Below are 26,308 nucleotides of genomic sequence, written 5' to 3' on the forward strand. Positions count from 1 at the left end.
AGTCAGGTGACGACCGGGCAGGGCCGGTGCGGCGGGACGAGGGGGGACCGGGGTGCGTGGGAGGGGCAGGGGCGTGGGGAAGAAAGGCATGACCGTCCTGGCGGCGCTGGGCGCGATGGCCGTGGGCACGGCAGGGTGCACGGTGCATCCCGCCGGTGCGGACGGGCAGGCCGGACCGCCGGTGCGGATCGAGGTGCCGTCCCGGACGCCGGACGCGCCACGGGCGCCCGCGTCGCCGGGCCGGACAGCGGAGGCGCCCGCGCAGAAGTCCCCGTCCGTCACGCCGTCCAGCCGCCCGACGCCGGCGCGCGTGCTGTGGTCGCCCGGCGACCAGGGGCGGGACGTACGCGAACTCCAGGCGCGGCTGCGTCAGATCGCCTGGATCTTCCACGGCCCCACCGGCGCCTACGACGACCTGACGGCGGAGGCGGTCCGCGGCTTCCAGGGCAAGCGCGGGCTGCCGCGGACCGGGGTGACGGACACCGTGACGTGGGAGCGGCTGCGCGCCATGACGCGGGAACCGGGACGGTGGGAGCTGTACCTGATGGGCGGCCAGCCGGCCGACCCGCCCGACCCGCGCTGCATGACCGGCCGGGTGATGTGCATCAGCAAGTCGAGCCGCACCCTGCGCTGGATGATCGACGGCCGGACGGTGTCGACCGTGCCGGTCCGCTTCGGCTCCGAGTACACGCCGACCCGCGAGGGCGTCTTCCGCGTCTACTGGAAGTCCCGGCACCACGTCTCCACGCTGTACGACTCGCCGATGCCGTACGCGATGTTCTTCAGCGGCGGGCAGGCGGTGCACTACTCGGCCGACTTCGCCGCCCGGGGCTACGCGGGGACCTCGCACGGCTGCGTGAACGTGCGCGACGAGGACGCGATCGCCCGGCTGTACGAGCAGGTGCGCGACGGCGACAAGGTCGTCGTCCACTGGTGAGTAGAGGGGCGCGGGCGGGACCGGGGGAACGTGTCCCGCCCGCGCCAGGTGCACGAGCCGCGGGTACGGGGGGAACCCCGGCTCCGTGCGACGGCCGATGACCAGTCGGCTCACTCAGTACTGCGTCACGAGGGCCGGAAGTGTCACACCGGGCGGTACGGAACTGCTCCGCAGGGGGGTCTGCGCAGGTCACGGGGTTTCCCGGAGGGTTCCGGCCGCCCGCCTAGTCCTGCTTGCCGTTGCCGTTGCCGTTGCCGTTTCCGTTGCCGTTTCCGTTGCCGTTTCCGTTCCCGTTGACCTGCCCCTTGTCCTTGCCCGGGTGGTCCTCGGCCTTGTCGGCGCCGGAGCCGCTGTTGCCGCGGACGGCGCCGTTGCCGTTGCCGTTGCCGTTCCCGTTGCCGTTCCCGTTGCCGTTGTCGCCGGTGTCCGGGCGGCCGTTGCCCTGGCCGGGGTGGGTGTCCTGCTGCTCGCCCTCGCCGCCGCCGGTCCGCGTCTCGGCGTCCTGCACGCCGGTCCCGCTCCCGGCGTCCTCGCCGCCCTTGCCGCTCTTGTCGTCCTTGCGGCCGGCGCCCTCCTTGGCGGTGACGGTGCGGCAGTAGGCGGCGACGCGGGAGGCGCCGCCCGCCGCCTCGTGCAGGGCGCGACGGCGTTCGCCGTTCACCGGCCGCCCCTCGTGCCAGGCCCGGCAGGCGGACACGACGAGCTTCCAGCGGGCGTCGCGGGCGGGCGTGCCGTCGCCGGGGGTGGTGGCCGGCGTGCGGTCGGGATCCTCGCCGCCCGGAGCCCCCTCGCCGGCGGGCTCGCTCTGGTGACGGCCCTCCGGGGAGACGCCCCGCGCCGGCGGGGACGTCAGGGGGTGGGTGGCCGTGGCGGCGCCCGCGGGGCCGGAGCGGGAGTCGTCGAAGGGCGTGCGCAGCAGCCCGGTCCCGGCGAGCACGGCGGTGCCCCCGACCATGCCGGCGACCAGCGCGGCGGCCAGCAGGAGGCGTGCGGGACGCGGCCCGCGGGATCCGCCGGGCGTTCCGGAACGGCCGGTGCGCGGGGCGCCGAGACGGATCAGGCCGACGTCGGCGTCCCCGGGGCCGGTGCCGTGACCGGTGTGCGGGGCCGAGTCGGCCTGCCCTGTCCGTTCGTCCCTCGACTTGCGGAAGGCGGCCAGCGCGGCCGCCTCCCCGGGAAGTTCCGCGTCTGCCGTGGGCGGGGGCGCGGAGAGCGCGCGGAGCACGTCGGCGAGCCGTTCGGCCTGGTCACCGGCGGGGGGACCGGCAGCCTGGGGCGACTCACCGTTCAGCAGGCGCTCCGCCGCCTCCGCGTCCAGCCACCGGTACCGCTCATCGGCCATCACATGTCCTTCTGCGTCCGCGTTCGCAACTGCGTCACACTCGCGGACGTCACCGTACGACGGCGTGGTTCTCTCTGGGGCGGAAGAGCGTCGAGCACCCCTGCGGATTCCGGATGGCCGTCCGGATCGTCGCCGAGCAGCTCGGCCAGCCGGCGCAGGCCGCGGTGCGCGGCCGTCCGTACGGCGCCGGGACGCTTGCCCAGGGTCTGCGCGGCCGTCTTGGCGTCGAGGCCCACGACCACGCGCAGGACGACGGCCTCGGCCTGGTCCTGCGGCAGCCGGGAGATCAGGTGGAACGCGCCGTCGGTGGCCAGCGCCTCGATCGCCTCGCCGGCCGTGTCCGACTCGGCGGGCCGCCCGGTGAGCTCGGTCTCGTCACCGCCTATGGCCGGGCGGCGGCCGCGCATGCGGATGTGGTCCAGCGCCCGGTTGCGGGCGATGCGGGCGGCCCAGCCGCGGAAACGGTCCGCGTCCCCGGAGAACCGATCCAGGTCGCGGGCGATCTGCAGCCACGCCTCGGACGTCACGTCCTCGGCGTCGGGCTCGCCGACCAGTGTCCGGACGTACCCGAGGAGCCGCGGGTGCACGGCGCGGTACACGGTCCGGAACGCGGTCTCGTCCCCGTCCTGTGCCGCGCGCACCGCGGCGGTCAGCTCCGCGTCGTCCCCCAGCACGCGTGCGCCCTTCTGCGCCTCAGCCGGCGCCGCTCTCGCGGACCGGGTTGCTCGCCGTCGTCATTGCTCAATCGGTCGTTGCGGTCTCAAGGCCGCGTGCGGAGGTTGTGGTCGTTTGTCTCCCGCGGCCTGGCGCGAAAGGCACGTTACGACCTGAAACCGCGGCCCGTCCATGACCGTACAAGATGCAACTAATCCGTGACACGGGACGTGTGACAGAAAACGCATGCCCGGCGCTGTAGAAGGTACGGGCCGCGGCGCGGCCCGTACCGCGCGACGGCCGGGGCCTCTCCTGTGGGGGGTGGCGGCCCCGGCCGTCCCCGCGACGCATCTTGACGCCGCGTCAGCCTCCGCACCCCGCCGGGCAGTCGCGGCGGGCACCGGGGGCCCTCCCTCCGGAGGAGGCGCCCCGCACACGGCGGGCCGCGCGAACACCCCCCGTTCGGGTGAAGGACGTCGACGCTCAGGGCTGACGCCCAGGAGGCACACCGACGTCCCCTCGGCCGCCCTCGCCCTTGGCCGCGCCGCCGGCTTCGCCACGCGGAACGGCACCGGCCTCCGACGCCGCGGGCGTACCGGGCCGCACCGGCGCGGGGGGCGCGGCAGCGGAGCGGCCCGCACAGTACGCGTCCACCCGTTCCGCGCCCCCCGCCGCGGCGACAAGCCTCTCCCGGACCGGCGCGTCCACCGCCCGCCCCCGCCCGGCGGCCCGCTCGTAGGCCCGGCACCACGCCTCGGCGTCCCCCGCGGCCTCGCCCCGCCCCGCGCCGCCCCGCGCTCCGTCGCGCCCCGGCTCGGCGGACGCCGACGCCTCCGGAGCCCCGGAGACGCCGGAGGAGCCGGAGGAGCCGGAGGAGCCGGAGGAAGGGGAGGAACCGGAAGCGTCCGGAACCTCCGGAATTTCCGAGACCTTCGGGACCGAGCCGGCGGACGGCGTCCGATCCGGCCCCGTGTCCCCCGGCGACCGCCCTCCGCCCGGCGTCCCCGCCGCATGGATCCCGGCCACCGCCACCCCGCTCAGGGCGCAGCCCGCGACCAGCGCGCCCAGCGTCGCGCGCAGCGATCTCCCGCCGAACCGCCGTCGAGGGGCCCGCCAGTCGTCCCGGAGGCGGGTGCGCGCGCCATGCGCCCCCGACTCCCGGGCGGCCACGAACGCGGCGACGGCCCGCTGCTCGGCCCCGGCGTCCACCTCGTCGCGGACCAGGGCGGCGGCGAGCAGCGCCTCCAGGCGGGCCGTGTCCCCGGCCGGCCCCTCGACGGAGACGGGTACGGGACGGCCGGGCGCGGACACCACGCCCTCGGGGCTCTCGGGGTGCCCGGAGGGCACACGCCGGCGGCCGGCCCGCCCGCCGTCGCTCTGCCGTTCGCCCATGCCCGCTTCCGTCCCTGCTCGATCGTGTCCGTACTGTCCGGCCCGTCCGGCCCGTCCGGCCCGTCAGGTCCCGCCCGGCCGCCCCGTGGCCCGGCGCGACGCGGCCCCGCATCCGCCTCACGGCCGCCGCGCCCCCTCCCACCAGGCGGGAGTCCCGCCCGGCCCCGGACAGACGGATACGGTCCGCCCGCCCGGTCCGTTCACTCGCCGGCCCGGCGGACCCTGCCGCGTCGTCCGGCGCGACCGCCGTCCCGGCCCACGGTCACGTCGACTCACCCAGCGTCCGCGGCGCCTCATCCGTCACACCGTCGGCGCCGAGCTGCCGTGCCAGGCGCCGCAGGCCCCGGTACGCGGCCGTCCGCACCGCGCCCGGCCGCTTGCCGAGCACACGGGCGGCGGAGGGCCCGTCGAGGCCCACGACCACCCGCAGCAGCACGGCCTCGGCCTGGTCCCGGGGCAGCCGGCCCACGAGGGCGAGGGCCTGCTCGGTGGACAGGGCCTCCATCGCCTGGTCGTGCGTGTTGTGCGGGGCGGGCAGCTCCAGGACGTCCTGTTCCAGCGCGGACGCGCGGGGGCGCACCCGCCGGCGGCGCAGGTGGTCCAGCGCGCGGTGCCGGGCGATGGTGGCCGTCCAGCCGCGGAACCCCGCGCCGTCGCCCTTGAAGCGGCCGAGGTCGCGGGCGATCTCCAGCCAGGCGTCCGACATCACGTCCTCGGCGTCGGCGCCGACCAGTCCGCGTACGTACGCGAGGAGTCCGGGCTGCACGAGCCGGTAGGCCACGGCGAACGCGGCCTCGTCGCCCTGCTGGGCACGCGCGACGGCGTCCCCCAGTTCCCCGTCGAACGCCTGCGTGCGGCGGGATTCCCCTCCGTGGCCCAAGAACCGTCCTCGTCCGTACCGAGCGCGAAGCGCCTCGCATGATGTGCGCACGTCCGCCGTGTCACGTCCCCAGCGACCTCAGCGTGCGCGGCCGGGAAAGTGTCACAGGTCACCCCGCGTCCCGGCCCTCGCACGGGCCCCACGGGACCCCGGCGGCACACCTCCCTCCGGACCCGCCCGAGCACTCCGCCGGGACCCGGCCAGGGTCGGCCCCGCCCGGGGTTCAGCCCCGCCCGGGGCTCAGTCCCGCCCGGGGCTCAGTCCCGCCCGGGGCTCGGCCCCCGCCGTCGCGTCCCGGCACAGGAGCCGCAGGGAGCCGTCCTGGGTGTAGCAGCGGCGGGCCTCCTCGATCGGGTCCCAGAGGCGGCCGTCGGGGGTGCGGACCCAGTGGTCGCCGCCGGAGGACCACCACTCGCCGCCGGTCTGGCGCGCGATCACCTCGCCGGCGTAGGCCCCGAAGCCGCGCAGCACCAGCTCCACGGCGGCGTAGGGGGCCGACTCCCGGCGGATGTCCTCGATCACGCGGTCGACGCTCCACAGACTGCGCGCCGAGTAGTCGAGGCGCAGCCGTGCCCCCTCGCGCATCGCCGCCACCGCGTCCGCCGCCCAGCGGACCGGCTTCGTCGCCGCCGAGGGCCTGGTCTCCTGCTGTGTCGTCACAGTCGTCGCAGTCGTCACACTCTGGAGAGCGCTGCGGCGAAGCGTTTCGTCACCCCGATGCGGCGGCTCCCCACAACGGACGCACGACCGCCCCAGGACAGTCACAGGACCGTCGCCGCACGCCCCCGCCTGTCAGCCGTCGCGGCGGCTGCGGCGCGAGACCGCCGCGCGCAGCACCCGGCGTCCCTCCGTGGACACCTCCAGCGCGCTGCGCAGCCCCGCCGCTCCGTGGGCGGCGACGAGTTCCAGAACGGCGGTCTGGCGGCGCAGTTCGGCGGCGAGCAGCGGGGACAGACCGTCGGTGGGGCCCTCGCGGCGAGCGGCGGCCAGATCGGCGTCGCCCGCGCCGTCGAGCAGGAGGTGGATGCGCAGCGCGTCGGCCGAGCAGCCGTCGGCCCACGTCCGCAGCGCTCCCCCGGACCGGTCGGCGGGGGCGGCGGCGAGCATGCCCCGCGCGAGGTCCGCCGCCTCGCCGGCGCCGCCGTCCACGGCCTCGGCCGCCGCCGTGTCCAGCTTCTCGCGCGTCTGCCGGAGCGCCTCGCCCCAGTCGCTGTCGGCGGTGCCCTCCGCGAGGGCGCCCCACAGCGGCCGCAGCACCTCGTCGTCGCCGCCCAGCAGCGGCACGCACCGATCCAAACAAGCCACGCCGCTCACGGTCAGTCCGTGCTCGTCGGCCCGCGCGATCAGTTCCTCCAGGCTCATCCACGCCTCCCTCTGCGGGTTCCGCAGGCCTCCGGATGAGGCCTCGACGGGCCTCGTCCCTCACGAATCCCGCATTTCCCCTTACTGCGTGCGACAAGCCGGGAGTGTCACTCGGGCACCACGCCCAGCCGGTCGAGCAGCCGGAAGAAGAGGTTTTCGGCCACCGGTCCGGGGTCCGCGGTCAGCACCTCCAGGACGTCCCCGGCAACGGCCGTGCGCCCGGCCTCCCCGGCCCAGAGGACGGCCCGCTCGGCGGCGTCGGCGGGCTCGAGGAAGTAGTCGTCGACGGTGAGCCCCTCCTGGCGCCCGTCGAGGTACCCGGCCATCGCGTCCCGGCCGAGGCAGGCCGTCCACACCCCGTTCTCGGGGGACGCCGCCTCCACCGCCACGCAGTCGCCGTCCATCACGTAGCCGAAGAGCGCGGGCGCGCCGGTCTCCTTCGCCAGCTCGTTCATGCTGCCCAGCTCGCCCTCGCGGCCCGGCAGCTCCCACACCTGCCAGCCGTCCGGCGCCTCGGCGCGCAGGGTCAGGTCCGCGCCCGCGCCGCCCAGCGCGTCCAGCCCGGCCAGCGGCCGCTCCGCGCGGCCCACGACGAAATAGCCCCAGTAGCCCATGTGCCGGTGCTCCCCCCGCATGTCGTCTCCCGGCCCGGCGCGCCGGGCCGTCGGCTCGCCCAGAACATCACCACAGCCGTGCGGGGCTTCGCAGGCGTTCACGGCGATCCGTCAGCCCAGCCGGCCCGCCAGGGTGCGGAACCCGTCCCACGACAGCTCGGGTTCACCCGCGTCCCACAGCTTCTGGGCGAGGGCCCGCAGCGGCATCCGGATGCCCTGCGCGACCTGCTCCTCGGTCTGGGAGCGGGGCAGGTCGCCCCAGACGGCGAAGGACCCGCCGAGGATCTGCCGGTCGTACCGCGCGGGGACGGGGTCGGTGCCGCGCAGCACCCGTGGCGTCCACTGCTCGTAGATCCGCTCGCCGGTCGGGTAGACGAAGGTGAGCGGCTCGCCGAGGACGTAGTAGAGGAACTCGTCGTTGTAGTTGATCACCTCGCGGCCCTCGGCCAGGTACTCGGCGGGCTTGCGCGCGCCGATCTCCTTGCCGGTCCAGTAGGCGGCCCGGATGTCCTTGCCGGCCCGCACGGACCCGTCGCGGAAGAAGCCGTCGTTCCAGGCACGGGGGACGCGGCCGTGGGCGCGGACGGTGGCGGCGCGGTCGTTGAGCCAGCCCGTGGTCAGGTCCTCGACGGTGGCGCCGGAGCCGTGCTTCTCGCGGGCCGCGGCGGCGAGGCCGGGGAAGGACGCCTCGGGGTCGGACACCACGAGGGCCTGGTACTCGTCGCCGCCGAGGTGCCACTGGTCGCCGGGGAAGAGGTCCACGTACTCCTCCAGCAGGTCGTCGACGATCTCGGCGGCTTCCGGGTTCGCGATGTCGATGGCGCCGCGCACCGCCTCGCCGTCCGCCCTGCGCAGCTGGAGGCCGGGGTGGGCGTCGAGGACGGCGCCGAGGTGCCCGGGCGAGTCGATCTCGGGGACGACGGTGATGTGCCGGCTCTCCGCCAGCTCGACGATCCTCCGGACCTGCGCCTTGGTGAGATGCTCCTCCGAGACGATCTCCGGGTGCGAGTCGGACTCGATGCGGAAGCCCTGGTCGTCGGAGAAGTGCAGGCCGATCTCGTTGTACTTCAGGTCGCCCAGCTCGCGTATGCGGTCCTCTATCCAGCCGGCGCTGTAGTGCTTGCGCGCGATGTCCAGCATCATGCCGCGCCGCGGTTTGGCCGGCGCGTCCCGCACCACGCCCTCGGGTGCGGCGCCGGCCCCGCGTATCTCCTGCTTGAGGGTGCGGGTGCCGTAGAAGACGCCCGCCTCGCCCGGCCCGCTGACGGTGACCCGTCCGCCGCGCACGGTCAGGGTGTACGACTCCGGGTTCGCGCCCGCGTCCCGGTTCAGCTCCAGGCGCACGTCGCCGGGCCGCTCGTCGTCGCGCTCGCCCGCGTACGCCAGCCCCAGCTCGCGGGCCGTCAGCCGGCCCTCGTCGGCCAGCGCCGGGTCGGACACGACCACCCGGTGCCCGGGGGCCGGCCGCCACCCGGGCCCGCGCTCCGCCGTGTGCTCGCGCACGGCGGGTATGGTCCGCGGCGCCTCGGACAGCGGGTAGCTGCGGGTGGGACTCGGCGACGGCGACGACGGGGCGGCCGCCGGGCCGCCGGACGCGCCGTCGTCCCCCGAGGCCCACAGCCCCAGCCCCACACCGGAGGCGACCACCACCGCCCCCGCGGCCACCGCGACGGCCAGGACCCGCCGTCGTCTCGCCGTCGCCTCCGCCCCGGGACGCCGCCTGCGCTGACCGTGCCGCCTGTGCCTGTGCCGACTCACCCTGCCAACGTACGACCCGTTCGGGTGAGGACCGTCCATGGACCGTCCCCAAACTCTGCCGTGCGGGTGAAATGGGGGCACCGATCGGACACGTCCCGGACTCACTCGATAACGTGACGTCACAACTCTCACAGCATCTGCCAACGACACACACATCACGCCCACGAGGACCCACGCTGCCTGCGCACCGACTCCCAGACCTCCCCGGCCGAGTCGCCATACCCGGACAGTCCCGCGGCGCACCCGGCGCCCCGTCCCCGCTCGAGCGGTTCAACGACGCTCCCGGGCCCGACGCCGAGCGCGCCCTGCTGTCCTGCCTGCACAGCCCCCGCTGGGCCCGGCTGCTGGCCGGCCACCGCCCCTACCCCGACCCGGCGTCCCTTCTGGCGGCCGCGGACGAGGCGACGTACGACCTCTCCCCCGAGGAGATCGCCGAGGCCCTGGCCTCCGAGCCCCTCCCCGCCCTCCCCGAGGACACCTACTCGGCCGCCCACACCGCCCTGAACGCCGCCCACGCGGCCTACGAGGCCAGGTTCGGCCACGTCTTCGTCCTCTGCCTGGACGGCGTCCCCGCGAACGAGACCCTGGACCGCGTCCTCGACAGCATCCGGTCACGATTGGCGAACGATCCGGAGGACGAACACCAGATCACCAAGGAGCAGCTCCGCCTCCTCGCCAGGGAGCGGCTGGGGAAGCTGGCCGGGGGCACGGGGCCGTGACGATGCGCGGCTCCGCGGCGCAGGCGCGAGCGGCCTCGGCGACCACACCCGACAACTCACCGCACTCCCCCCGCCCGGGGCGGCCGCCCGATCCCGCCCGCACCCCCCTTCGAGTGCAAGTTTGATCACACAAGCAGGCCCCTCCGTAAGCGCCGCGGGCAACCGTCGCTACCATGCTGGGGGCCGGTGGACCGTACCCGGCCGGGCCCGACCGACAAGGAAAGCCGGCGCGGCCCCGATCCCCGCTCCCGGAGGAAATTTCCGTGCCGGCTGGAACGCTGTACCGCGGCCGGGAAGGAATGTGGTCCTGGGTGGCTCACCGAGTCACCGGCGTCCTCATTTTCTTCTTCCTGTTCGTTCACGTGCTGGACACCGCCCTCGTGCGCGTGTCCCCGGAGGCCTACGACACCGTCGTGGCCACGTACAAGACGCCGATCGTCGCGCTGCTGGAGTACGGCCTGGTGGCCGCCATCCTCTTCCACGCGCTCAACGGTCTGCGCGTCATCGCCGTCGACTTCTGGATCAAGGGCGCCCGGTACCAGAAGCAGATGCTCTGGACCGTCGTCGCCCTGTGGACCGTGCTGATGCTCGGGGCGATCTACCCCGTCCTCGGCCACGCCGCTCGTGAACTGTTCGGGAGCTGACGCTGATGTCCACCACTGAAACCTCCGCCTCGGGCGTCGGCCCCGTCGAGGGCGGCTCGCTGTACTCCGTCGACAACCCGGCGCCGGTCATCGAGCCCCCGCGCAAGCGGACCAAGAAGAGCCCGAAGAGCACCGGCGGCAACTTCGAGCTGGCCGCGTGGCTGTTCATGCGCCTGTCCGGTGTCGTCCTGGTCGTGCTGGTCATCGGCCACCTGCTGATCCAGCTGGTGCTGGACGGCGGTGTGTCCAAGATCGGCTTCGCCTTCGTGGCGGGCCGCTGGGCGAGCCCCTTCTGGCAGGTCTGGGACCTGCTGATGCTGTGGCTGGCGATGCTGCACGGCGCCAACGGCCTGCGCACGGTCATCAACGACTACGCCGAGCGGCCGAGCACCCGCCTGTGGCTGAAGGGCCTGCTCTACACGGCCACGGTGTTCACCATCCTGCTGGGCACGCTGGTGATCTTCACCTTCGACCCGAACATCCGCTAGGCACGGGGCTGCGAGAATCATGAAGATCCACAAGTACGACACCGTCATCGTCGGCGCCGGTGGCGCCGGTATGCGGGCCGCCATCGAGGCGACCAAGCGCAGCCGCACCGCCGTGCTGACCAAGCTCTACCCCACCCGCTCCCACACGGGCGCCGCGCAGGGCGGCATGGCCGCCGCGCTGGCCAACGTGGAGGAGGACAACTGGGAGTGGCACACCTTCGACACGGTCAAGGGCGGTGACTACCTGGTCGACCAGGACGCCGCCGAGATCCTGGCGAAGGAGGCCATCGACTCCGTCCTCGACCTGGAGAAGATGGGCCTGCCGTTCAACCGCACCCCGAACGGCACCATCGACCAGCGCCGCTTCGGCGGTCACTCCCGCAACCACGGTGAGGCCCCGGTCCGCCGGTCCTGCTACGCCGCGGACCGCACCGGCCACATGATCCTCCAGACGCTGTACCAGAACTGCGTCAAGGAGGGCGTGGAGTTCTTCAACGAGTTCTACGTCCTGGACCAGCTGATCACCGAGGTCGACGGCGTCAAGAAGTCGGCCGGTGTCGTGGCGTACGAGCTGGCGACCGGCGAGATCCACATCTTCCAGGCGAAGTCCGTGATCTACGCGTCCGGCGGCACCGGCAAGTTCTTCAAGGTGACGTCCAACGCGCACACCCTGACCGGTGACGGCCAGGCCGCCGTCTACCGGCGCGGGCTGCCGCTGGAGGACATGGAGTTCTTCCAGTTCCACCCGACCGGCATCTGGCGCATGGGCATCCTGCTCACGGAGGGCGCCCGCGGTGAGGGCGGCATCCTGCGCAACAAGGACGGCGAGCGCTTCATGGAGAAGTACGCGCCCGTCATGAAGGACCTCGCCTCCCGCGACGTCGTCTCCCGCTCCATCTACACGGAGATCCGCGAGGGCCGCGGCTGCGGTCCCGAGGGCGACCACGTCTACCTGGACCTCACGCACCTGCCGCCGGAGCAGCTGGACGCCAAGCTGCCCGACATCACCGAGTTCGCGCGGACCTACCTCGGCATCGAGCCCTACACGGACCCGATCCCGATCCAGCCCACCGCGCACTACGCGATGGGCGGCATCCCGACCAACGTCAAGGGTGAGGTCCTCGCGGACAACACCACGGTCGTGCCCGGCCTGTACGCGGCCGGCGAGGTGGCCTGCGTGTCGGTGCACGGCGCCAACCGCCTGGGCACCAACTCGCTGCTGGACATCAACGTGTTCGGCAAGCGGGCCGGCATCGCGGCGGCGGAGTACGCGCAGACCGCCGACTTCGTCGAGCTGCCGGAGGACCCGGAGTCCTTCGTGGTCGGGCAGATCGAGCGGCTGCGTTCCTCCACCGGCAAGGAGCGGGTGGCCGAGCTGCGCCGCGAGCTGCAGGAGACCATGGACGCCAACGTCATGGTGTTCCGCACCGAGCAGACCATCAAGACGGCGGTCGAGAAGATCGCCGAGCTGCGCGAGCGCTACAAGAACGTCGCCATCCAGGACAAGGGCAAGCGGTTCAACACCGACCTGCTGGAGGCCGTCGAGCTGGGCAACCTGCTGGACCTGGCCGAGGTCATGGCCGTCTCCGCGCTGGCCCGCAAGGAGTCCCGCGGCGGTCACTACCGCGAGGACTACCCGAACCGCGACGACGTCAACTTCATGCGCCACACGATGGCGTACCGCGAGGTCGGCGCCGACGGCACCGAGACCGTCCGTCTGGACTACAAGCCGGTCGTCCAGACCCGCTACCAGCCGATGGAGCGTAAGTACTGATGGCTACCCCCGTACTGGACAAGGCGGACGCGGCCGGCTCCCCCGAGCCCGGCTTCGCCGACTCCCCCTACATCACCGTCACCTTCCGGATCCGCCGGTTCAACCCGGAGGTCTCGGCGGAGGCGACCTGGGAAGACTTCCAGCTGGAGATCGACCCCAAGGAGCGCGTCCTCGACGGTCTGCACAAGATCAAGTGGGACCTGGACGGCACGCTGACCTTCCGCCGCTCCTGCGCCCACGGCATCTGCGGCTCCGACGCCATGCGGATCAACGGCAAGAACCGCCTGGCGTGCAAGACGCTGATCAAGGACATCAACCCCGAGAAGCCGATCACGATCGAGGCCATAAAGGGCCTGACGGTCCTCAAGGACCTGGTCGTGGACATGGAGCCGTTCTTCCAGGCGTACCGGGACGTGATGCCCTTCCTGATCACGAAGGACACCAACGAGCCGACGCGTGAGCGGCTGCAGTCCGCCGAGGACCGCGAGCGCTTCGACGACACGACCAAGTGCATCCTGTGCGCCGCGTGCACCACGTCGTGCCCGGTGTTCTGGAACGACGGCCAGTACTTCGGCCCGGCCGCGATCGTCAACGCGCACCGCTTCATCTTCGACTCGCGTGACGAGGCCGGCGAGCAGCGCCTGGAGATCCTCAACGACCGTGACGGTGTGTGGCGTTGCCGCACGACCTTCAACTGCACGGACGCCTGCCCGCGTGGCATCGAGGTCACCAAGGCGATCGCCGAGGTGAAGCGCGCGCTCATCACGCGCCGCTACTGAGGCGCCCCGCCGCAGGTCCCGAGGGCCCCTCTCCACGCCGGAGACGGGGCCCTCGGGCGTGTGTACTGCGCAGGCACCAGGGCGGGTGCCCGTCTGGTGCGTACGCACCAGACGGGACCGTCCCGAAGGACGATGCCCGGGCCGGGGCGGGAACGGAGGGTGGAAGCATGCGCTCACCTCTGACCCGGCCCCCTGTCCCCGGCCGCATGCTGCCGAAGCCGGACGCCGGGACGAGGACGGCGGCGCCGCGGGCCGGACGCGGGCGGGAGGCCGCGGTCGCGGCGTCCGCGTTCGTGATCTGCCTGCTCGGCGGGACCGTGCGGGCCGAGGACACCCTGACCGCGCCGCCCCTCACCGCCTGTCTGCTCGCCCTGGTCTCCTGCGCCGTGCTCCCGGCACGCCACCGGCGTCCTCCGGCCGTGCTGGCGGCCACCACCGCGGCCGGGCTGGCGGCGCAGCCCCTCGGCCTGGTGCTCAGCCCGCCCGTGATCGCGCCCGCCCTGGTCGCCGCCTACGCCTGCGCACTCGGCCTGCCCGGCGAACGGCGCGCTGCGGGCGCGGTGACGCTGGCCGCCGTGGCGCTGCTGGCCGGGTCCGTCCCGCTGGCCGGGGACCTCTCCTGGCGGGACGCGAGCCGCATGGGGTCGGTGGCGGCGGCCCCGCTGGTGGCGGGGCTGGCCGGGCACACGGTGCGGACCCGGCGGGCGTATCTGGCGGCCGTGGAGGAGCGGGCGCGGCGGGCCGAGGAGAGCAGGGAGCTGGAGGCGCGGCGGCGGGTCGCGGAGGAGCGGGTGCGCATCGCGCGGGAGCTGCACGACCTGGTGGCGCACCAGATCACCCTGGCCAACGCGCAGGCCACGGTCGCCGCCCACTTCTTCGACAGCCGCCCGGAGCAGACCCGTGTCAGCCTGCGCGAGCTCGTGGAGACCACCGGGCACGCCCTGGACGAACTGCGGGCCACGGTCGGCCTGCTGCGGCATTCCGGGGACGGGGACGCGGAGGCGTCCGAGGGTCCGGCGCCCGGTCTGGAGCGGCTGCCGGACCTCCTGGAGTCGTTCCGGCGGGCGGGGCTGGAGGTGGAGGTGCGTGAGGAGGGCCGGGCGCGGGCGCTGTCGCCGGGCGTGGACCTCACGGCGTACCGGATCGTGCAGGAGGCGCTGACCAACGTGACCAAGCACGCCGCGGGGCGCGGCGCCCGGGTGGGGCTCGACTGGGGCGGCGGGCGGCTGACCGTCACCGTCTCCGACGACGGGGGCGTTCCGGCCGGGCCGCCCGTCCTGTCGGAGCGGGCGCCCGGGTACGGGCTGATCGGGATGCGGGAGCGCGCCGCCGCGGTGGGCGGGGAGCTGACCGCGGGCCCGCGCCCGGAGGGGGGCTTCCTGGTGACCGCCCGGCTGCCCCTGCCGCCCGCCCGCGAGACGGCGACGACCGGTGAGGAGGGGCGGATGCCCGGAGCGACGGACGGGGGACGGCCGGGCACGGCCGGGGGGACGACATGACGCTGAGGGTGCTGCTCGCCGACGACCAGGCGCTGCTGCGCGGCGCGTTCCGGCTGCTGCTGGAGAGCACCGACGACATCACCGTGGTGGGCGAGGCGGGCGACGGCCGGGAGGCGGTGCGGCTCACCCGCGCACTGCGCCCGGACGTCGTGGTGATGGACGTCCGGATGCCCGGGACGGACGGGCTCGCCGCCACCACGGAGATCTGCGCGGACCCGGAGCTGCGGGCCACCCGCGTGCTGATCCTCACCACGTACGAGACGGACGAGAACGTGGCGCGGGCGCTGCGCGCGGGCGCCGCCGGCTTCATCGGCAAGGGCATCGGGGCCGAGGAACTGGCGGACGCCGTGCGGACGGTCGCCGAGGGCGAGACGCTGCTGTCCCCGGCCGCGACCCGCTCCCTGGTCGCCAGGTTCCTGGCCGTGCCGGCCGGCGCCCCGCCGCAGGACGCCGGCCGGCTGGACGTGCTCACCCCGCGCGAACGGGAGATGGTGGCGCTGGTGGCGACCGGCCTGTCCAACCAGGAGATCGCCGAGCGGATGGTCCTCAGCCCGTTCACGGTGCGCGCCCATGTGCAGCGCGCGATGACGAAGCTGGACGCCCGCGACCGCGCGCAGCTCGTCGTCATCGCCTACCGCACCGGCCTGGCGCGGGTCGCCCCGGAGGACGGCGCCGGGCAGCCGTCGTCGTGAGGCAGCGTGAGCGCGGTGTGGGCCGGCCGGGACCGTGCCGGGGGCAGGGCGTCCAGGGCGCGCAGCCGCGCGTCGCGCTGCTCGAGGGCGTGGGCGGTGACGGGGAAGAGCGTGGCGCCGCCCTCGTCGACCAGCGCCTGGTTGGCCGTCACGTACGGGCGCATGCGGTCCTCGTAGGCGGCGAAGGCGGCCGTGTGGTCCCGGTGGGCGGCCAGGGCCTGGGCGAGCACGTACGCGCCGGACAGCGCGAGGCTGGTGCCCTGGCCGGTGAGGAACGACGGCGCGTGGGCGGCGTCGCCGACGAGGGCGGCGCGGCCGCTCGTCCAGCGGGGCATGCGGATCTGCCCCGCCGTGTCGAAGAACAGGTCGCCGGCCTCGCGCAGGGCCGCCACCATGCGGGGGATCTCCCAGCCCTCGCCCGCGAACACCTGGGCCACCAGCTCCCGTTGGGCGTCCGGGTCGCGGAGGGCGGCGCGCGGGGGTTCCGGACGGTGGAAGGTGAGGAAGCCGTGCACCTCGGCTCCGTCCCCGGTGGCGTAGAGGGCGGCGGCCTTCCCCGGGGTGTTCCACAGCACGAGTTCCCGGTCGAGGCCCGCGGGGTCCGGCAGGGTGAAGAGGGCGAAGCAATGGCCGAGGTAGTGGTGGTAGCGGTCCTCGGGGCCGAACAGGGCGGCCCGGGTCGCGGAGTGCACGCCGTCGGCGCCGATCACCAGGTCGTACGTGCCCTGCCGCCCGCCGCGGAAGGTGACGTCGACGCCGTGCGCGGCCGGGTCGAAGGCGGAGACGGAGTCGCCGAAGACGAACTCCACGTCGTCGCGGACCAGCCCGTGCAGGGCGTCGGCGAGGTCGCCCCGCCGTATCTCCAGGTCGCGGGGTTCGCCTTCGTCGGCGCGGGCCCGGAGCGAGGCGACGGTGCGGCCGGCGGCGTCGAGGAAGGTGGCGCGCCTCGGGGCGACATGCGCCTGGCGCAGCCGCGGCCACAGGCCCATCCGCCGGACCACCTCCGTCGCCGTGCCGCGGATGTCGACGGGGTAGCCGCCGCCGCGCGGGGCGCCGGCCTTCTCCACGACGGTGACCGCGAACCCGGCCCGGTGCAGCCAGTACGCGAGGGCGGGTCCGGAGACGCTGGCTCCGGAGATCAGGACGGTGCGCGGGGAGGTCATGAACGGGTCCCTTCCTTCGTGGGGGTGTGCGCGGGCTCGGCGGTTTCCGGCGATGCGGCGGCACGCGCGCCCCTCGTGGCGCGCACGAGCAGCAGGCCGAGCGCGGCGGTGACGCCGGTGACGGCGAAGCCGGTGGTGAAGGCCGCCTCGGCGGGCAGGCCCGTGCCGGGGTCGATGCCGGCGTCGAGCAGCGCGCTCGCGATCTGGCTGCCCACGAGAAGGCCGATCACCCGCGTGACCACGAGCAGGCTGGTGGCGATGCCCGTGTCCCCGGGACCGACGGCGGTGGCGGTGCCGGCCAGCAGCGCGGTGGTGGCGATGCCCGCGGCGAACGCGGTCAGCGCCCTGGCGAGGGCGAGCTGCCAGGCGGCGTCGTGCCGGGCCGCGAGGGCGAACATGGCGGCGGCGGTGGCGAGGGCGGCCACGACGACCACGGCGCGGGCGCCGAACCGCCGGGCCGCGACCCCGCCGACCGCGTCGCTCACGGCCCCGGCGACCGCGCCGGGCAGCAGGTAGAGGCCGATGCCGGTGGTGCTGGCGCCGAAGCCGTAGCCGTCGCCCGAGAGGGCGAGGAGCTGCGGCAGCAGCAGGATGACCATCCCGAGGGCGGTGGTGACGAGCAGGGTGAGCAGGCACGCCTGCCACATCACGGGCCGGGCGAGCATGCGCAGGTCGACCATCGGGGAGACGGCCCGGCGCTCGACGCGGACCCAGGCGGCGGCGAGGACGGCCACGAGCGTCAGCAGGGCGCCCGCGGCGAGGGGCGGCAGCCCGCCGTCGGTCAGCAGCATGAGCCCGAGCATGAAGGCGAGCAGGGTGGCGCTCAGCAGGACCACTCCGGGCCAGTCGATGCTCTCGTCGTGCCGGACCGGCGCGTCGGACGGCATCAGCCGGGCCACGGAGACGGTCGCCGCGACGACCGCGAGGGTGGGCAGCACGAACATCCAGTGCCAGGAGAGGTGCTCCGCGATCAGCCCGGCGCCGAGCATGCCCGCCATGCCGCCGCCGGTGAAGAGCGCGATGACCACGCCGATCGCCGCCTGGGTGCGTCCGGCCGGCAGATGGGCGCGGACCAGGATGAAGGACAGGGGCAGCACACCGACCATGGCGCCCTGGAGGATCTGGCCGAGCAGCAGCACGGGCAGCCCGGGGGCCAGTCCGGCCAGCAGTCCGCCGGCGGCGACCACGGCCATCAGCCGCATCAGGACGCGTTTGCCGCCGTAGCGGTCGCCGAGCTTCCCGGCGACCGGGGTGAGGACCGCGCCGGTGACGAGCAGCGTGTTGGCGACCAGCGCGCCCTCGGAGGGGCCGAGCCCCAGCTCGCGCTGGAGCAGCGGGAGGGCGGGTTCCACCACGGACTGGAGCGCGCCGAGGGCGAGCGCCAGCACCCCGAGGGCGGCGATCGCGGGCCGCCGTAGACGCGGCGGCGGGAGCAGGGTGTCGGACATGGACGTCCCGTTCTCGTAGGGGCCGGGTGAACGCCTCCCACGGTTGCGTCCGGCGGCCCCCGCGGGCATCGTCGCCCGCCACCGTCCTCGCCTGGTGCGTCCGCACCAGGGGCCGCGCCGCCCTGGTGCCGGGACATGACACCGGGCGGCCCGCGCACGTGAGTTGAACATGTTCAAAAGGAGGCGCTACAGTCGTCCCGTCAGCGTTTTGAACGCGTTCAAGAAGGGGTGGGGCATGGACCGCACCGTCATCGCCTACGTCATCTACCTGGTCGTCAGCATCGGACTGACCGTCTGGGTGGCCCGCACGCTCAGCCGGAACGGCCGGATCTTCCTCGCCGACGTGCTGCACGGCGACGAGAAGCTCGCGGACGCCGTCAACCACCTCCTGGTGGTCGGCTTCTACCTGGTGAACCTCGGCTTCGTCGCCCTCTACCTGAGCGACGACGGCACCGTCACCGACACCCGCGGCGTCTTCGAGGCGCTCTCCGCCAAGCTGGGCGTGGTGCTGCTGGTCCTGGGCGTGATGCACCTGGCCAACGTGTACGTGCTGAACAGGATCCGGCGGCGCCGGGTGATGGAGCGGGAGCAGAACCCGCCGGTGCCCCCGCAGGGCTGGACCGCCCCGGCGGCGCAGGCGTGAGCGCCGCGCCGGTGCACGGGGACCGGGACGCGCGCCGCGTCCCGGTCCGCGGGCTGACCGTGCTGTACGACGCGGACTGCCCGCTGTGCGTGTTCGTCCGGGACTGGCTGGTGAAGCGGCCCCAGCTCGTCCCCCTCGCGTTCGTGCCCGCGGGGTCGCCGGCCGCCCGGGACCGCTTCCCCGGCCTCGACCACCGGTCCGCCCTGTCCGAGATCACCGTGGTCGGGGACGGCGGACAGGTGTACCGGGGCGCCGCCGCCTGGATCGTCACCCTGTGGGCGCTGCGCGAGCACCGGCGGCTGGCGCACCGGCTGAGCACCCCCTCCGGGATGCGGTTCGCCAAGGGCGCCGTGCTGGCCGCCGCCAGGTGGCGCGGCGCGACCGCCTCGTGGGGCGGCCGCGTGTACCGCCGGGGCGACGGATGGGCGTACGACCCGCGCGACGGCTGGCACTACACCCCGCCGGGCTGCGACTCCGACGCCTGCGCCGCCCCGTAGGCCGCGCACGGCGGGCGTTAGGCTCTGTTCCCGTGTCCGCGAAGAACGACGGCCCCGCCCCCGGCGCCCCCCTCAGCAAGTCCGAGCAGACCCGCGCCCTGATCCTGGAGACGGCCATGCGGCTGTTCCAGGAGCGCGGCTACGACCGGACCACCATGCGGGCGATCGCCAAGGAGGCCGGGGTCTCCGTCGGCAACGCGTACTACTACTTCGAGGGCAAGGAACACCTGATCCAGGGGTTCTACGACCGGATCGCCGCCGAGCACCAGGTGGCGGTCCGGGAGATCCTCGCCCGGGAGACCGACCTGGAGGCGCGCCTCGCCGGGGTGCTGAAGGCGTGGCTGGACATCGCCACGCCGTACCACGAGTTCGCGGTGCAGTTCTTCAAGAACGCCGCCGACCCGGACAGCCCGCTCAGCCCCTTCTCGCCGGAGTCGGAGCACGCGCGCGAGGAGGCGATCAGCGTGCACCGGGCCGTGCTGGCCGGGACGAGGACCAAGGTGCCCGAGGAACTGCGGGACATCCTGCCCGAGTTGATGTGGCTGTCCCAGATGGGACTGTGCCTGTACTGGATCTTCGACCGCACCGAGGGCCGCGAGCGCAGCTACCGGCTCGCCGAGCGGGGCGCCCGGCTCACCGCGCGGGGCGTCGCCCTGGCCCGGTTCCGGGTGCTGCGGCCGCTGGTGCGGGACGTGCACGAGCTGTTCACGGAGTTCCTGCCCGGGATGACGCGGGCACTGCCCGACCCCGCCGGCCGGAAGGACCCCGGCCGGCGGGGCGTGCGCGGGCAGGACGCGCAGGACGACGGCGAGGGGACGCCCGCCTCCGGCGGACGCCCCGACGGCGCCGGCTGACGACCGTCCGCCCCGCCGGGCGTCAGCTCCGCGTCGTGCACGTGCGGACCGTCCCCACCGTCCCCACGGCCACACGCGCCGCCCGCGTCCCGCACGGCGAGGCCGTCACCGCGGGCGGACAGGCGCCCGGCGGCGGGACGGCCACGACGTACGCCCCGCCGGCGAGGGACACCCCCGGTCCGCCCGACGGCCGCCGGGCGCGAGCGGCGTGACGGCCGCGCCCCGCACCGGCTCGTCCTCGGGGGCGCGGACGCGGCCGTGCACGGCGTGGTCACGCCTGGCGGGAGGCCAGCTCGATCACCGTGATGTCCGACGGCGCCCCCACCCGGGTGGGCGGTCCCCACGCGCCGGCGCCCCGGCTGACGTAGAGCTGCGTGTCGCCGTACCGGTCGAGGCCCGCCAGGGTCGGGTTCGCGGCGCCCGCGATCAGGCTGGCCGGCCAGAGCTGGCCGCCGTGGGTGTGGCCCGAGAGCTGGAGGTCCACGCCGTGGTCCACGGCCTCGTGGATCTGCACCGGCTGGTGGGCGAGCAGCACGCAGGCCCGCTCGCGGTCCCGGTCGCCGAGGGCGCGGGCGAAGTCCGGTCCCTGGCCCTCGTCCTCGCCGGCCACGTCGTTCACGCCCGCGAGGTCGAAGTGGGGCAGCTCCGTGCGGGCGTTCTCCAGCGGGTTCAGGCCGAGCCGGCGGACCTCCTCGACCCACTGCTCGGCGCCGGAGAAGTACTCGTGGTTGCCGGTGACGAAGAAGGAGCCGTGACGCGCCGTCAGCTGGGCCAGCGGGGCGGCCGCCGGGCCGAGGTCCTGCACGCTGCCGTCCACCAGGTCGCCGACGACGGCGATCAGGTCGGGCTGCGTCGCGTTGACGGTGTCGACGACCTTCTGCGCGAAGCCGCGCCCGAGCACCGGGCCCAGGTGGACGTCGCTGACCACGGCGATGCGGTAACCGTGCGCGGCACGCGGCAGCTTGGCCAGCGGCACGGTGACCCTCTTGACCTTCGGCCCGCGCAGGACGCCGTACGTCCCGTACCCGACGGTGCCGACCGCCGCCGCGGCGGCGGCTCCGCCGACGACGCGGGAGACGAACAGCCGGCGGGAGGGGCCGGCGCCCGGCCCCGCGGGGACGGCAGCCGTCGATCCGCCCGCCGCCGTACCGTTCTCCGCCGTACCGTTCTCCGCCGTACCGTTCTCCGCCGTACCGCTCTTCGCCGAGCCGCCTTCCGCGGGGACGGCCTGCGCCGGGGCCGTCGTCTCCGGGCCCTCGGCCGGTTCCGGGGCCGCACCCGTGTTCCGACCCGCCGGTATCAGGTCGCGGGCCGGCGTGGGCGCCGGCGCCCGCTTCGCCGCCCTCCGCTCCAGGACCCTGCGGAGCACCGGGCGGACCAGTTCGCCGACGAGCAGCGCCAGGAGCAGGTACAGGGTGAGGACGAGCCACAGGTAGCCCGGCCAGGCCAGCACCCGCTGGAGGGTGAACGGCGCCTCGGTGCGGGAGGCGACCATGCCTCCGACGAACAGCAGCCACCCCCCGGTGATCACCGCCGCGCCGAGGCGGCGCACGGGGCCGGGCCCCGTTGTGGTGTCCCGGAACAGACGGCGCCACACGTACCAGTTGCCCGTCACCAGGACGGCGACGACCAGCAGTGCGACGAGTACGAAGACGATGGCCACGAGGCGGACTTCCCCTGCTTCCCGTTACGGCGTCACGACGTCCGTGACGTCCGGCTCAATGCGCGCAGACCGCGCAACCCGATGCCCCCGATGACCGTCCCCAGTACGAAGGAGACGACGGCGAGCGTCAGGTGAACGAAGAAGTACGCCGTGGGGTGCCCGTCGTCGAAGGCGAGCCCGCTGCTGTCCTTGACCAGGTTCTTGACGAAAGTGATCCAGATGACCCAGCTCCACACCCCGAAGGCGAGCAGGAACCAGGAGACGGGGCGGCTGAGCTTCATGCGTCCAGTATCGCCGCGCCGTGTCCGGTTCCCTTCGCGGGGTGGGGACCGGGACGGGACGTCCACCGGCATGGCATGTACCTTGCGGACCGTGCCCGCTACCGAGAAGACCGTCCGGCGCTCCCTGCTGGTCGCCTCCGCCGTCCTGCTGTCCACCGCGCTGACCGCGCCGGCCGCCCTCGCGGCTCCCCGGCCGTCGCCGTCCCCGTCGGCCGCTCCCCCGGCGAAGATGTCGACCGTGGGCGGCGAGCGGCTCGGCAGGCCGGGGACGCAGGTGAATCTGGCCGCCGGGGTGCCGGTGCTGCCGAAGGAGCTGTCCGCCCGGTCGTGGATCGTCGCGGACGCCGAGAGCGGCGACGTGCTCGCCGCGCACAACGCGCACTGGCGGCTCGCCCCGGCGAGCACCCTGAAGATGCTGTTCGCCGACACGCTGCTGCCGAAGTGGCCGCGGACGACCACGTACCGGGTGCGGCCCTCGGACATGGCCGGTGTCGGGCCGAACTCCAGCATGGTCGGCATCAAGGAGAACGAGACCTACACGGTCCACGACCTGTGGCTGGGCGTCTTCCTGCGCTCCGGCAACGACGCGGTGCACGTGCTGTCCGCGATGAACGGCGGCGTGGAGAAGACGGTCGAGGAGATGAACGAGCACGCCGAGGAGCTGCAGGCCCTCGACACGCACGCCGTCAGCCCCGACGGCTACGACGCCCCGGGCCAGGTGTCCTCCGCGTACGACCTGACCCTGATCGCCCGCTCCGGGCTGCAGAAGAAGGACTTCCGGGAGTACAGCTCGACGGTGCGGGCGCAGTTCCCCGGGGAGACCAAGCGGAAGAAGGGCAAACGGGTCCGCGGGTCCTTCGAGATCCAGAACACCAACCGGCTGCTGAGCGGCGACCACGACGTGCCCGTCTACCAGGGCATAGCCGGGGTGAAGAACGGCAACACCACCAACGCCGGCTCGACCTTCACCGGTGTCGCCGAGCGCGACGGCAAGGTGCTGCTGGTGACCGTGATGAACCCGCAGGAGAAGGAGTCGAACGGGGTCTACAAGGAGACCGCGCGGCTCCTGGACTGGGGTTTCGCGGCGGCCGGCAAGGTCGAGCCGGTGGGCGAGCTGGTGCCGCCGAGGAGCGTCGCGCAGGCCACCGCCGCGCCCGGTCCGTCCGCGTCGCCCGGTGAGGCGGGCGGCACCGTGGCCGGGACGAAGCCGGTGGCGAGCGCGCACACGGGCGGCGGCGCCGACGGCATGGGCGTGGCGCTCGGCATCACCGGCGGGGTGCTGGTGCTGCTCGCGGGCGGCGCGTTCCTGGTCAACCGGCGCTGGCCGCTGCCGGACCTGGTGCGCCGCCGTTCCCGTCCGTGACCGGCGGTGCCTCGTCCTCCCTGCTCGGGGTGGCCGTCCAGGCGGCGCAGAACAGGACGAGTTTCGTGGTGAGGTTGATCCACAGCAGCAGCGCCACCGGGACGCCGAACGCGCCGTACATGCTCTTCGCGGCCACGCCCTGGATGTAGCCGCTGAGCAGCAGCTTCAGCAGTTCGATGCCGACGGCGCCGGTGAGCGCGGCGACCGTCACCCGGCGCCGGGACGGATGAACGCCGGGCAGCAGGGTGAGGACGTACAGCAGGATCAGGAAGTCGGTGCCGGCGGCGACGGCGAACGCGGCGGTCCGCAGGACCACCCCGCCCCAGCCGCCCTCCTCCAGCCCGGCGGCGTCGCTGATCCGGCCGACCAGCGCGGTGGCGACGGCGGAGGCGGCCAGGGTGACCAGGACGGCCCCGCCGAGCCCGACGAGGATGCCCGCGTCCTTGCCCTTGCGCAGGACGGGGTTCTCCTCGTCGTCGGGCAGCTCCCACACCGCGCGCAGGCACTCCCGCATGGCGCCGGCCCAGCTGATCCCGGTGAACACCAGGGCGGCGCCGGCGATCAGACCGGCGGTGCCCGCGTTGTCCACCAGTTCCCCGACGTCCAACTGGTCGGAGATGCCGGGCACCTGGTCGGTGAGGGTGTTCTGGAGGGCGTCCTGCCGCTCCCGGCCGAGGGCCGCCGCGCCGATCGCCGTTGCCAGCGTGAGCAGCGGGAACAGCGCGACGAAGCTGCGGAACGTCATCGCCGCGGCCAGCCGCGTCCAGTGCACCCGGTCCAGCCGCTCGAACGACCGCCACGCGTGCGTGAGCGACAGCCGGGTCACCCACGGCCCCACCACCGGAAGCTTTTTCAGCCAGTCCACGTTCCGACTCTGCCCGCGTCACGGAAGACCAATGTCCTGGTGCCCCAGAAACGGACGACGGTGGCCAGTGCCATGCCGACCACCGCGCCGGACACGGTGTCCGCGCGCCGCGAGGTGAGCCCCAGCCCGTAGTGGCTGACGGCCAGGCACAGCAGCTGCACGGCGGCGCCGGCGAGGTTGACGGCGAAGAACATCGCGTAGGGGCGGGCGCCGTGCACGCGCCTGTGGCGGTAGGTGCCGTGGGCGTTGGCCGCGTAGGCGACGGTGCAGCCGGCGACGAAGGACAGCGCCTTCGCGGTGAGCGGGCCGAGTCCGCCGGGGCCGCGCAGCCAGAGGAAGAGGGCCAGGTCGACGGCGTAGGCGAGCAGTCCGGCGGTCGCGAAGCCGAGGAGTTCCCGCCGGTGCCGGCGCAGGCGGTCCCTCACCAGTCGACCACCGCCAGGGCGTACATCGCCGCCCACACCAGGCCGATGAGGGCGAGCGCGCGGTCGCCGAGCACCACGTCCTCCGGTTCGCCGGCGGTGCCCCGGTCGGCGAAGACGGCGTAGCGCAGCACGGCGAGGACGAAGGCGACGACGGAGAGCTGGCGCCAGGGCAGCACGCTGGTGTGCGGCACGCCGCCCTCCTCCAGCGCCCACAGGCAGTAGCCGAGGACGGCGACCCCGGCCGCGAGCTGCCAGACGAACCGCAGGTAGCCGGTGGTGTACTCGGTGAGCAGCGCGCGCGTGGCGCCGCCGTTCCCGGCGAGCTGCACGGCCTCGGAGTAGCGCTTGGCCGCGACCATGAACAGCGCGCCGAAGCCGGTGGTGATGAGGAACCAGCGGGACAGCGGGATGCCGAGGGCCAGCCCCCCGGCCACCGCGCGCATCACGAACCCGGCGGTGACGACGGCGAGATCGACGACGAGGACGTGCTTGAGGCTGACGCAGTAGGCCAGTTGCATGACGAGGTAGCCGGCGAGGAGCGCGGCGAGCTCGGGCGGGCAGAGCAGCGCGGCGGCGGCCGGGGCGAGCACGCCGAGGATGATCCCGGCGGCGTAGGCGACGGGCACGGGGACCTGTCCGGCGGCGACCGGGCGGCGGCGCTTGACGGGGTGGGCGCGGTCGGCCTCGGCGTCGCGCGCGTCGTTGACCAGGTAGACGGCGGCGGCGCAGGCGGTGAACAGCACGAACACCAGGGCGAGCCGGGTCAGGGCGGGGACGGAGAAGAGGTCGCCGGCGGCGGCCGGGGCGGCGGCCACCAGGACGTTCTTCACCCACTGCTTGGGCCGCGCGGTGCGCAGCAGACCGGTGAGGAGCCCGCCCCGGGCGGCCGGCGCGGCCTGCCCGCGGCCGGGGCGCTCGCGCAGCAGCGTCACGCCGTGCCTCCCGTCATCCAGCGGGCGCCCAGCCGGGCGGCGAGCGCGCCGAGGGCGGCGCCGGCCGCCACGTCCGACGGGTAGTGGACGCCGGCCACCAGGCGGGACACGCACACGGCGGCGGCCAGCGGAGGCACCGCGCGGGCGCCGAGCGCGCCGAAGGCGACGGCGGCGGCCGCCGCGGAGGCGGCGTGGGAGCTGGGGAAGGAGTGCCGTCCGACGGTGCCGACCAGCGGTTCGACGTGCGCCGGGCGGGGACGGCGCACGACCCGCTTCACCAGCGAACTCGTCGCGTGCGCGCCGGCGGTGAGGGCGGCGCCGCGCAGCCAGGCGGTGCGCCGCGGGCGGTCCACGACGGCGCCCGCGAGGCCCGTCGCGACCCACACGGCACCGTGCTCCCCCGCCCAGGACAGGGCGCGCGCGGCTCCGGCCACGCGGGGGTCGGCGCCGCACGCCCTGAGCGCGGAGACGATCCGGTGGTCCACCCCGTGCAGACCGCGGGGCCGGGAGAGGTCGTGCTGGTCGTCCATGTGGCTCACTGTTCACCCCCGGCGCACCGGAATTCCATCCCTTCGGGACGACATCCCATTAATCACCCGTTTCGGGGACGTGATTGACGTTTTGAAACCAACGGCGCACA

29 protein-coding genes are annotated in these 26,308 nt (G+C 74.4%); 13 read left to right on the forward strand and 16 right to left on the reverse strand.

All coding sequences use genetic code 11. The features are described from left to right. Positions 1-88: 88 nt before the first annotated feature. On the forward strand, positions 89-937 hold the full coding sequence (locus C1708_RS12580; RefSeq protein WP_106412771.1) for a L,D-transpeptidase family protein: 849 nt from the start codon (positions 89-91) through the stop codon (positions 935-937). Between the two features lie 223 nt (positions 938-1,160). Here C1708_RS12580 and C1708_RS12585 read toward each other — a convergent pair whose 3' ends face one another. The 8 genes from C1708_RS12585 to C1708_RS12620 form a co-directional block, all read right to left on the reverse strand. Next, the gene (locus tag C1708_RS12585; protein ID WP_106412772.1) at positions 1,161-2,279 is read right to left on the reverse strand and encodes a hypothetical protein; all 1,119 of its coding nucleotides are present in this window, start codon (positions 2,277-2,279) and stop codon (positions 1,161-1,163) included. Beyond that, positions 2,279-2,953 (reverse strand): RNA polymerase sigma factor, encoded by a 675-nt coding sequence (locus C1708_RS12590; protein ID WP_106412773.1) that lies wholly within the window; start codon positions 2,951-2,953, stop codon positions 2,279-2,281. The genes C1708_RS12585 and C1708_RS12590 overlap by 1 nt, the downstream gene beginning before the upstream one ends. Positions 2,954-3,416: 463 nt before the next feature. After that, positions 3,417-4,325, reverse strand: a complete 909-nt coding sequence (locus tag C1708_RS12595; RefSeq protein ID WP_241911233.1) for a hypothetical protein — start codon at positions 4,323-4,325, stop codon at positions 3,417-3,419. Between the two features lie 262 nt (positions 4,326-4,587). Then, a complete protein-coding gene (locus tag C1708_RS12600) occupies positions 4,588-5,205 on the reverse strand; it encodes an RNA polymerase sigma factor (RefSeq protein ID WP_106412774.1) in 618 nt (205 codons plus the stop codon). A gap of 240 nt (positions 5,206-5,445) precedes the next feature. Beyond that, positions 5,446-5,865, reverse strand: a complete 420-nt coding sequence (locus C1708_RS12605; RefSeq protein WP_198602480.1) for a hypothetical protein — start codon at positions 5,863-5,865, stop codon at positions 5,446-5,448. Between the two features lie 132 nt (positions 5,866-5,997). Then, entirely contained in the window at positions 5,998-6,567 is a 570-nt protein-coding gene (locus C1708_RS12610) for a hypothetical protein (RefSeq protein ID WP_106412776.1), read from the reverse strand. Positions 6,568-6,674: 107 nt separating this feature from the next. Next, positions 6,675-7,181, reverse strand: a complete 507-nt coding sequence (locus C1708_RS12615; RefSeq protein WP_106412777.1) for a hypothetical protein — start codon at positions 7,179-7,181, stop codon at positions 6,675-6,677. 111 nt (positions 7,182-7,292) lie between these two features. Continuing rightward, positions 7,293-8,813, reverse strand: coding sequence for a beta-N-acetylhexosaminidase (locus C1708_RS12620; RefSeq protein ID WP_437079416.1), 1,521 nt, complete (start codon positions 8,811-8,813; stop codon positions 7,293-7,295). On the opposite strand from C1708_RS12620, the gene C1708_RS35045 reads away from it, so the two are divergent. From C1708_RS35045 to C1708_RS12655, 8 genes are all read left to right on the forward strand, one after another. After that, the gene (locus C1708_RS35045) at positions 8,728-8,910 is read left to right on the forward strand and encodes a hypothetical protein (RefSeq protein WP_241911485.1); all 183 of its coding nucleotides are present in this window, start codon (positions 8,728-8,730) and stop codon (positions 8,908-8,910) included. The genes C1708_RS12620 and C1708_RS35045 overlap by 86 nt on opposite strands. Positions 8,911-9,052: 142 nt before the next feature. After that, on the forward strand, positions 9,053-9,658 hold the full coding sequence (locus C1708_RS12625) for a 2-oxo-4-hydroxy-4-carboxy-5-ureidoimidazoline decarboxylase (protein WP_241911234.1): 606 nt from the start codon (positions 9,053-9,055) through the stop codon (positions 9,656-9,658). Positions 9,659-9,921: 263 nt separating this feature from the next. After that, the gene (gene sdhC / locus C1708_RS12630; RefSeq protein WP_106412780.1) at positions 9,922-10,302 is read left to right on the forward strand and encodes a succinate dehydrogenase, cytochrome b556 subunit; all 381 of its coding nucleotides are present in this window, start codon (positions 9,922-9,924) and stop codon (positions 10,300-10,302) included. A 5-nt stretch (positions 10,303-10,307) separates the two neighbouring features. Further along, entirely contained in the window at positions 10,308-10,790 is a 483-nt protein-coding gene (locus C1708_RS12635; RefSeq protein WP_106412781.1) for a succinate dehydrogenase hydrophobic membrane anchor subunit, read from the forward strand. A gap of 19 nt (positions 10,791-10,809) precedes the next feature. Further along, positions 10,810-12,564: a succinate dehydrogenase flavoprotein subunit gene (gene sdhA / locus C1708_RS12640; protein WP_106412782.1), complete on the forward strand. Its 1,755-nt coding sequence runs from the start codon at positions 10,810-10,812 to the stop codon at positions 12,562-12,564. Continuing rightward, positions 12,564-13,343, forward strand: coding sequence for a succinate dehydrogenase iron-sulfur subunit (locus C1708_RS12645; RefSeq protein WP_106412783.1), 780 nt, complete (start codon positions 12,564-12,566; stop codon positions 13,341-13,343). The genes sdhA and C1708_RS12645 overlap by 1 nt, the downstream gene beginning before the upstream one ends. A 167-nt stretch (positions 13,344-13,510) precedes the next feature. After that, entirely contained in the window at positions 13,511-14,842 is a 1,332-nt protein-coding gene (locus C1708_RS12650; protein WP_502696061.1) for a sensor histidine kinase, read from the forward strand. Further along, the gene (locus C1708_RS12655) at positions 14,839-15,534 is read left to right on the forward strand and encodes a response regulator transcription factor (protein ID WP_106412785.1); all 696 of its coding nucleotides are present in this window, start codon (positions 14,839-14,841) and stop codon (positions 15,532-15,534) included. Before C1708_RS12650 ends, C1708_RS12655 begins: the two co-directional genes overlap by 4 nt. Here C1708_RS12655 and C1708_RS12660 read toward each other — a convergent pair. Further along, positions 15,474-16,697, reverse strand: coding sequence for an FAD-dependent monooxygenase (locus tag C1708_RS12660; RefSeq protein ID WP_106412786.1), 1,224 nt, complete (start codon positions 16,695-16,697; stop codon positions 15,474-15,476). The genes C1708_RS12655 and C1708_RS12660 overlap by 61 nt on opposite strands. Continuing rightward, positions 16,694-18,145, reverse strand: coding sequence for an MFS transporter (locus C1708_RS12665; protein ID WP_106412787.1), 1,452 nt, complete (start codon positions 18,143-18,145; stop codon positions 16,694-16,696). Before C1708_RS12665 ends, C1708_RS12660 begins: the two co-directional genes overlap by 4 nt. Before the next feature lie 235 nt (positions 18,146-18,380). On the opposite strand from C1708_RS12665, the gene C1708_RS12670 reads away from it, so the two are divergent. Genes C1708_RS12670 through C1708_RS12680 form a run of 3 tightly spaced genes read left to right on the forward strand, consistent with a single transcriptional unit; the run spans position 18,381 to position 20,139 of the window. Further along, a complete protein-coding gene (locus C1708_RS12670; protein WP_106416276.1) occupies positions 18,381-18,788 on the forward strand; it encodes a hypothetical protein in 408 nt (135 codons plus the stop codon). Next, the gene (locus C1708_RS12675; RefSeq protein WP_241911235.1) at positions 18,785-19,285 is read left to right on the forward strand and encodes a thiol-disulfide oxidoreductase DCC family protein; all 501 of its coding nucleotides are present in this window, start codon (positions 18,785-18,787) and stop codon (positions 19,283-19,285) included. The genes C1708_RS12670 and C1708_RS12675 overlap by 4 nt, the downstream gene beginning before the upstream one ends. Before the next feature lie 32 nt (positions 19,286-19,317). Next, positions 19,318-20,139, forward strand: coding sequence for a TetR/AcrR family transcriptional regulator (locus tag C1708_RS12680; protein ID WP_106412788.1), 822 nt, complete (start codon positions 19,318-19,320; stop codon positions 20,137-20,139). A gap of 271 nt (positions 20,140-20,410) precedes the next feature. Here the strand turns inward: C1708_RS12680 and C1708_RS12685 are convergent, their stop codons facing one another. Together C1708_RS12685 and C1708_RS12690 are read right to left on the reverse strand one after the other, a co-directional pair. Then, the gene (locus C1708_RS12685) at positions 20,411-21,802 is read right to left on the reverse strand and encodes a metallophosphoesterase (RefSeq protein WP_106412789.1); all 1,392 of its coding nucleotides are present in this window, start codon (positions 21,800-21,802) and stop codon (positions 20,411-20,413) included. Positions 21,803-21,834: 32 nt separating this feature from the next. Beyond that, positions 21,835-22,083, reverse strand: a complete 249-nt coding sequence (locus C1708_RS12690) for an SCO4848 family membrane protein (RefSeq protein WP_106416278.1) — start codon at positions 22,081-22,083, stop codon at positions 21,835-21,837. Between the two features lie 91 nt (positions 22,084-22,174). Here C1708_RS12690 and C1708_RS12695 point away from each other — a divergent pair, with 91 nt between their 5' ends. Beyond that, entirely contained in the window at positions 22,175-23,446 is a 1,272-nt protein-coding gene (locus tag C1708_RS12695; protein WP_342210893.1) for a D-alanyl-D-alanine carboxypeptidase family protein, read from the forward strand. Here the strand turns inward: C1708_RS12695 and C1708_RS12700 are convergent. From C1708_RS12700 to C1708_RS12715, 4 genes are read right to left on the reverse strand one after another with little or no spacing between them, the layout of a single operon-like run. Next, positions 23,394-24,311 (reverse strand): YihY/virulence factor BrkB family protein, encoded by a 918-nt coding sequence (locus C1708_RS12700; protein WP_106412791.1) that lies wholly within the window; start codon positions 24,309-24,311, stop codon positions 23,394-23,396. The genes C1708_RS12695 and C1708_RS12700 overlap by 53 nt on opposite strands. Then, positions 24,299-24,736 carry a GtrA family protein gene (locus C1708_RS12705; RefSeq protein WP_198602481.1) on the reverse strand — a complete coding sequence of 146 codons (438 nt, stop codon included), beginning with the start codon at positions 24,734-24,736 and terminating at the stop codon, positions 24,299-24,301. The genes C1708_RS12700 and C1708_RS12705 overlap by 13 nt, the downstream gene beginning before the upstream one ends. Further along, a complete protein-coding gene (locus C1708_RS12710; protein WP_106412792.1) occupies positions 24,733-25,668 on the reverse strand; it encodes a decaprenyl-phosphate phosphoribosyltransferase in 936 nt (311 codons plus the stop codon). Before C1708_RS12710 ends, C1708_RS12705 begins: the two co-directional genes overlap by 4 nt. Then, positions 25,665-26,198 carry a phosphatase PAP2 family protein gene (locus tag C1708_RS12715; RefSeq protein ID WP_106412793.1) on the reverse strand — a complete coding sequence of 178 codons (534 nt, stop codon included), beginning with the start codon at positions 26,196-26,198 and terminating at the stop codon, positions 25,665-25,667. Before C1708_RS12715 ends, C1708_RS12710 begins: the two co-directional genes overlap by 4 nt. Between the last annotated feature and the right edge of the window lie 110 nt (positions 26,199-26,308).

Origin of the sequence: Streptomyces sp. DH-12, assembly GCF_002899455.1 — a bacterium.
GTDB lineage: Bacteria > Actinomycetota > Actinomycetes > Streptomycetales > Streptomycetaceae > Streptomyces.

Excerpts from the sequence above, each read along its gene's own strand:
- C1708_RS12660 (WP_106412786.1), bottom strand. The coding sequence starts at position 16,697 with ATGACCTCCCCGCGCACCGTCCTGATCTCCGGAGCCAGCGTCTCCGGA.
- C1708_RS12690 (WP_106416278.1), bottom strand. The coding sequence starts at position 22,083 with ATGAAGCTCAGCCGCCCCGTCTCCTGGTTCCTGCTCGCCTTCGGGGTG.
- C1708_RS12645 (WP_106412783.1), top strand. The coding sequence starts at position 12,564 with ATGGCTACCCCCGTACTGGACAAGGCGGACGCGGCCGGCTCCCCCGAG.
- C1708_RS12665 (WP_106412787.1), bottom strand. The coding sequence starts at position 18,145 with ATGTCCGACACCCTGCTCCCGCCGCCGCGTCTACGGCGGCCCGCGATC.
- C1708_RS12635 (WP_106412781.1), top strand. The coding sequence starts at position 10,308 with ATGTCCACCACTGAAACCTCCGCCTCGGGCGTCGGCCCCGTCGAGGGC.
- C1708_RS12610 (WP_106412776.1), bottom strand. The coding sequence starts at position 6,567 with ATGAGCCTGGAGGAACTGATCGCGCGGGCCGACGAGCACGGACTGACC.
- C1708_RS12595 (WP_241911233.1), bottom strand. The coding sequence starts at position 4,325 with ATGGGCGAACGGCAGAGCGACGGCGGGCGGGCCGGCCGCCGGCGTGTG.
- C1708_RS12585 (WP_106412772.1), bottom strand. The coding sequence starts at position 2,279 with ATGGCCGATGAGCGGTACCGGTGGCTGGACGCGGAGGCGGCGGAGCGC.
- C1708_RS12650 (WP_502696061.1), top strand. The coding sequence starts at position 13,511 with ATGCGCTCACCTCTGACCCGGCCCCCTGTCCCCGGCCGCATGCTGCCG.
- C1708_RS12670 (WP_106416276.1), top strand. The coding sequence starts at position 18,381 with ATGGACCGCACCGTCATCGCCTACGTCATCTACCTGGTCGTCAGCATC.
- C1708_RS12580 (WP_106412771.1), top strand. The coding sequence starts at position 89 with ATGACCGTCCTGGCGGCGCTGGGCGCGATGGCCGTGGGCACGGCAGGG.
- C1708_RS12655 (WP_106412785.1), top strand. The coding sequence starts at position 14,839 with ATGACGCTGAGGGTGCTGCTCGCCGACGACCAGGCGCTGCTGCGCGGC.
- C1708_RS12715 (WP_106412793.1), bottom strand. The coding sequence starts at position 26,198 with ATGGACGACCAGCACGACCTCTCCCGGCCCCGCGGTCTGCACGGGGTG.
- C1708_RS12615 (WP_106412777.1), bottom strand. The coding sequence starts at position 7,181 with ATGGGCTACTGGGGCTATTTCGTCGTGGGCCGCGCGGAGCGGCCGCTG.
- sdhA (WP_106412782.1), top strand. The coding sequence starts at position 10,810 with ATGAAGATCCACAAGTACGACACCGTCATCGTCGGCGCCGGTGGCGCC.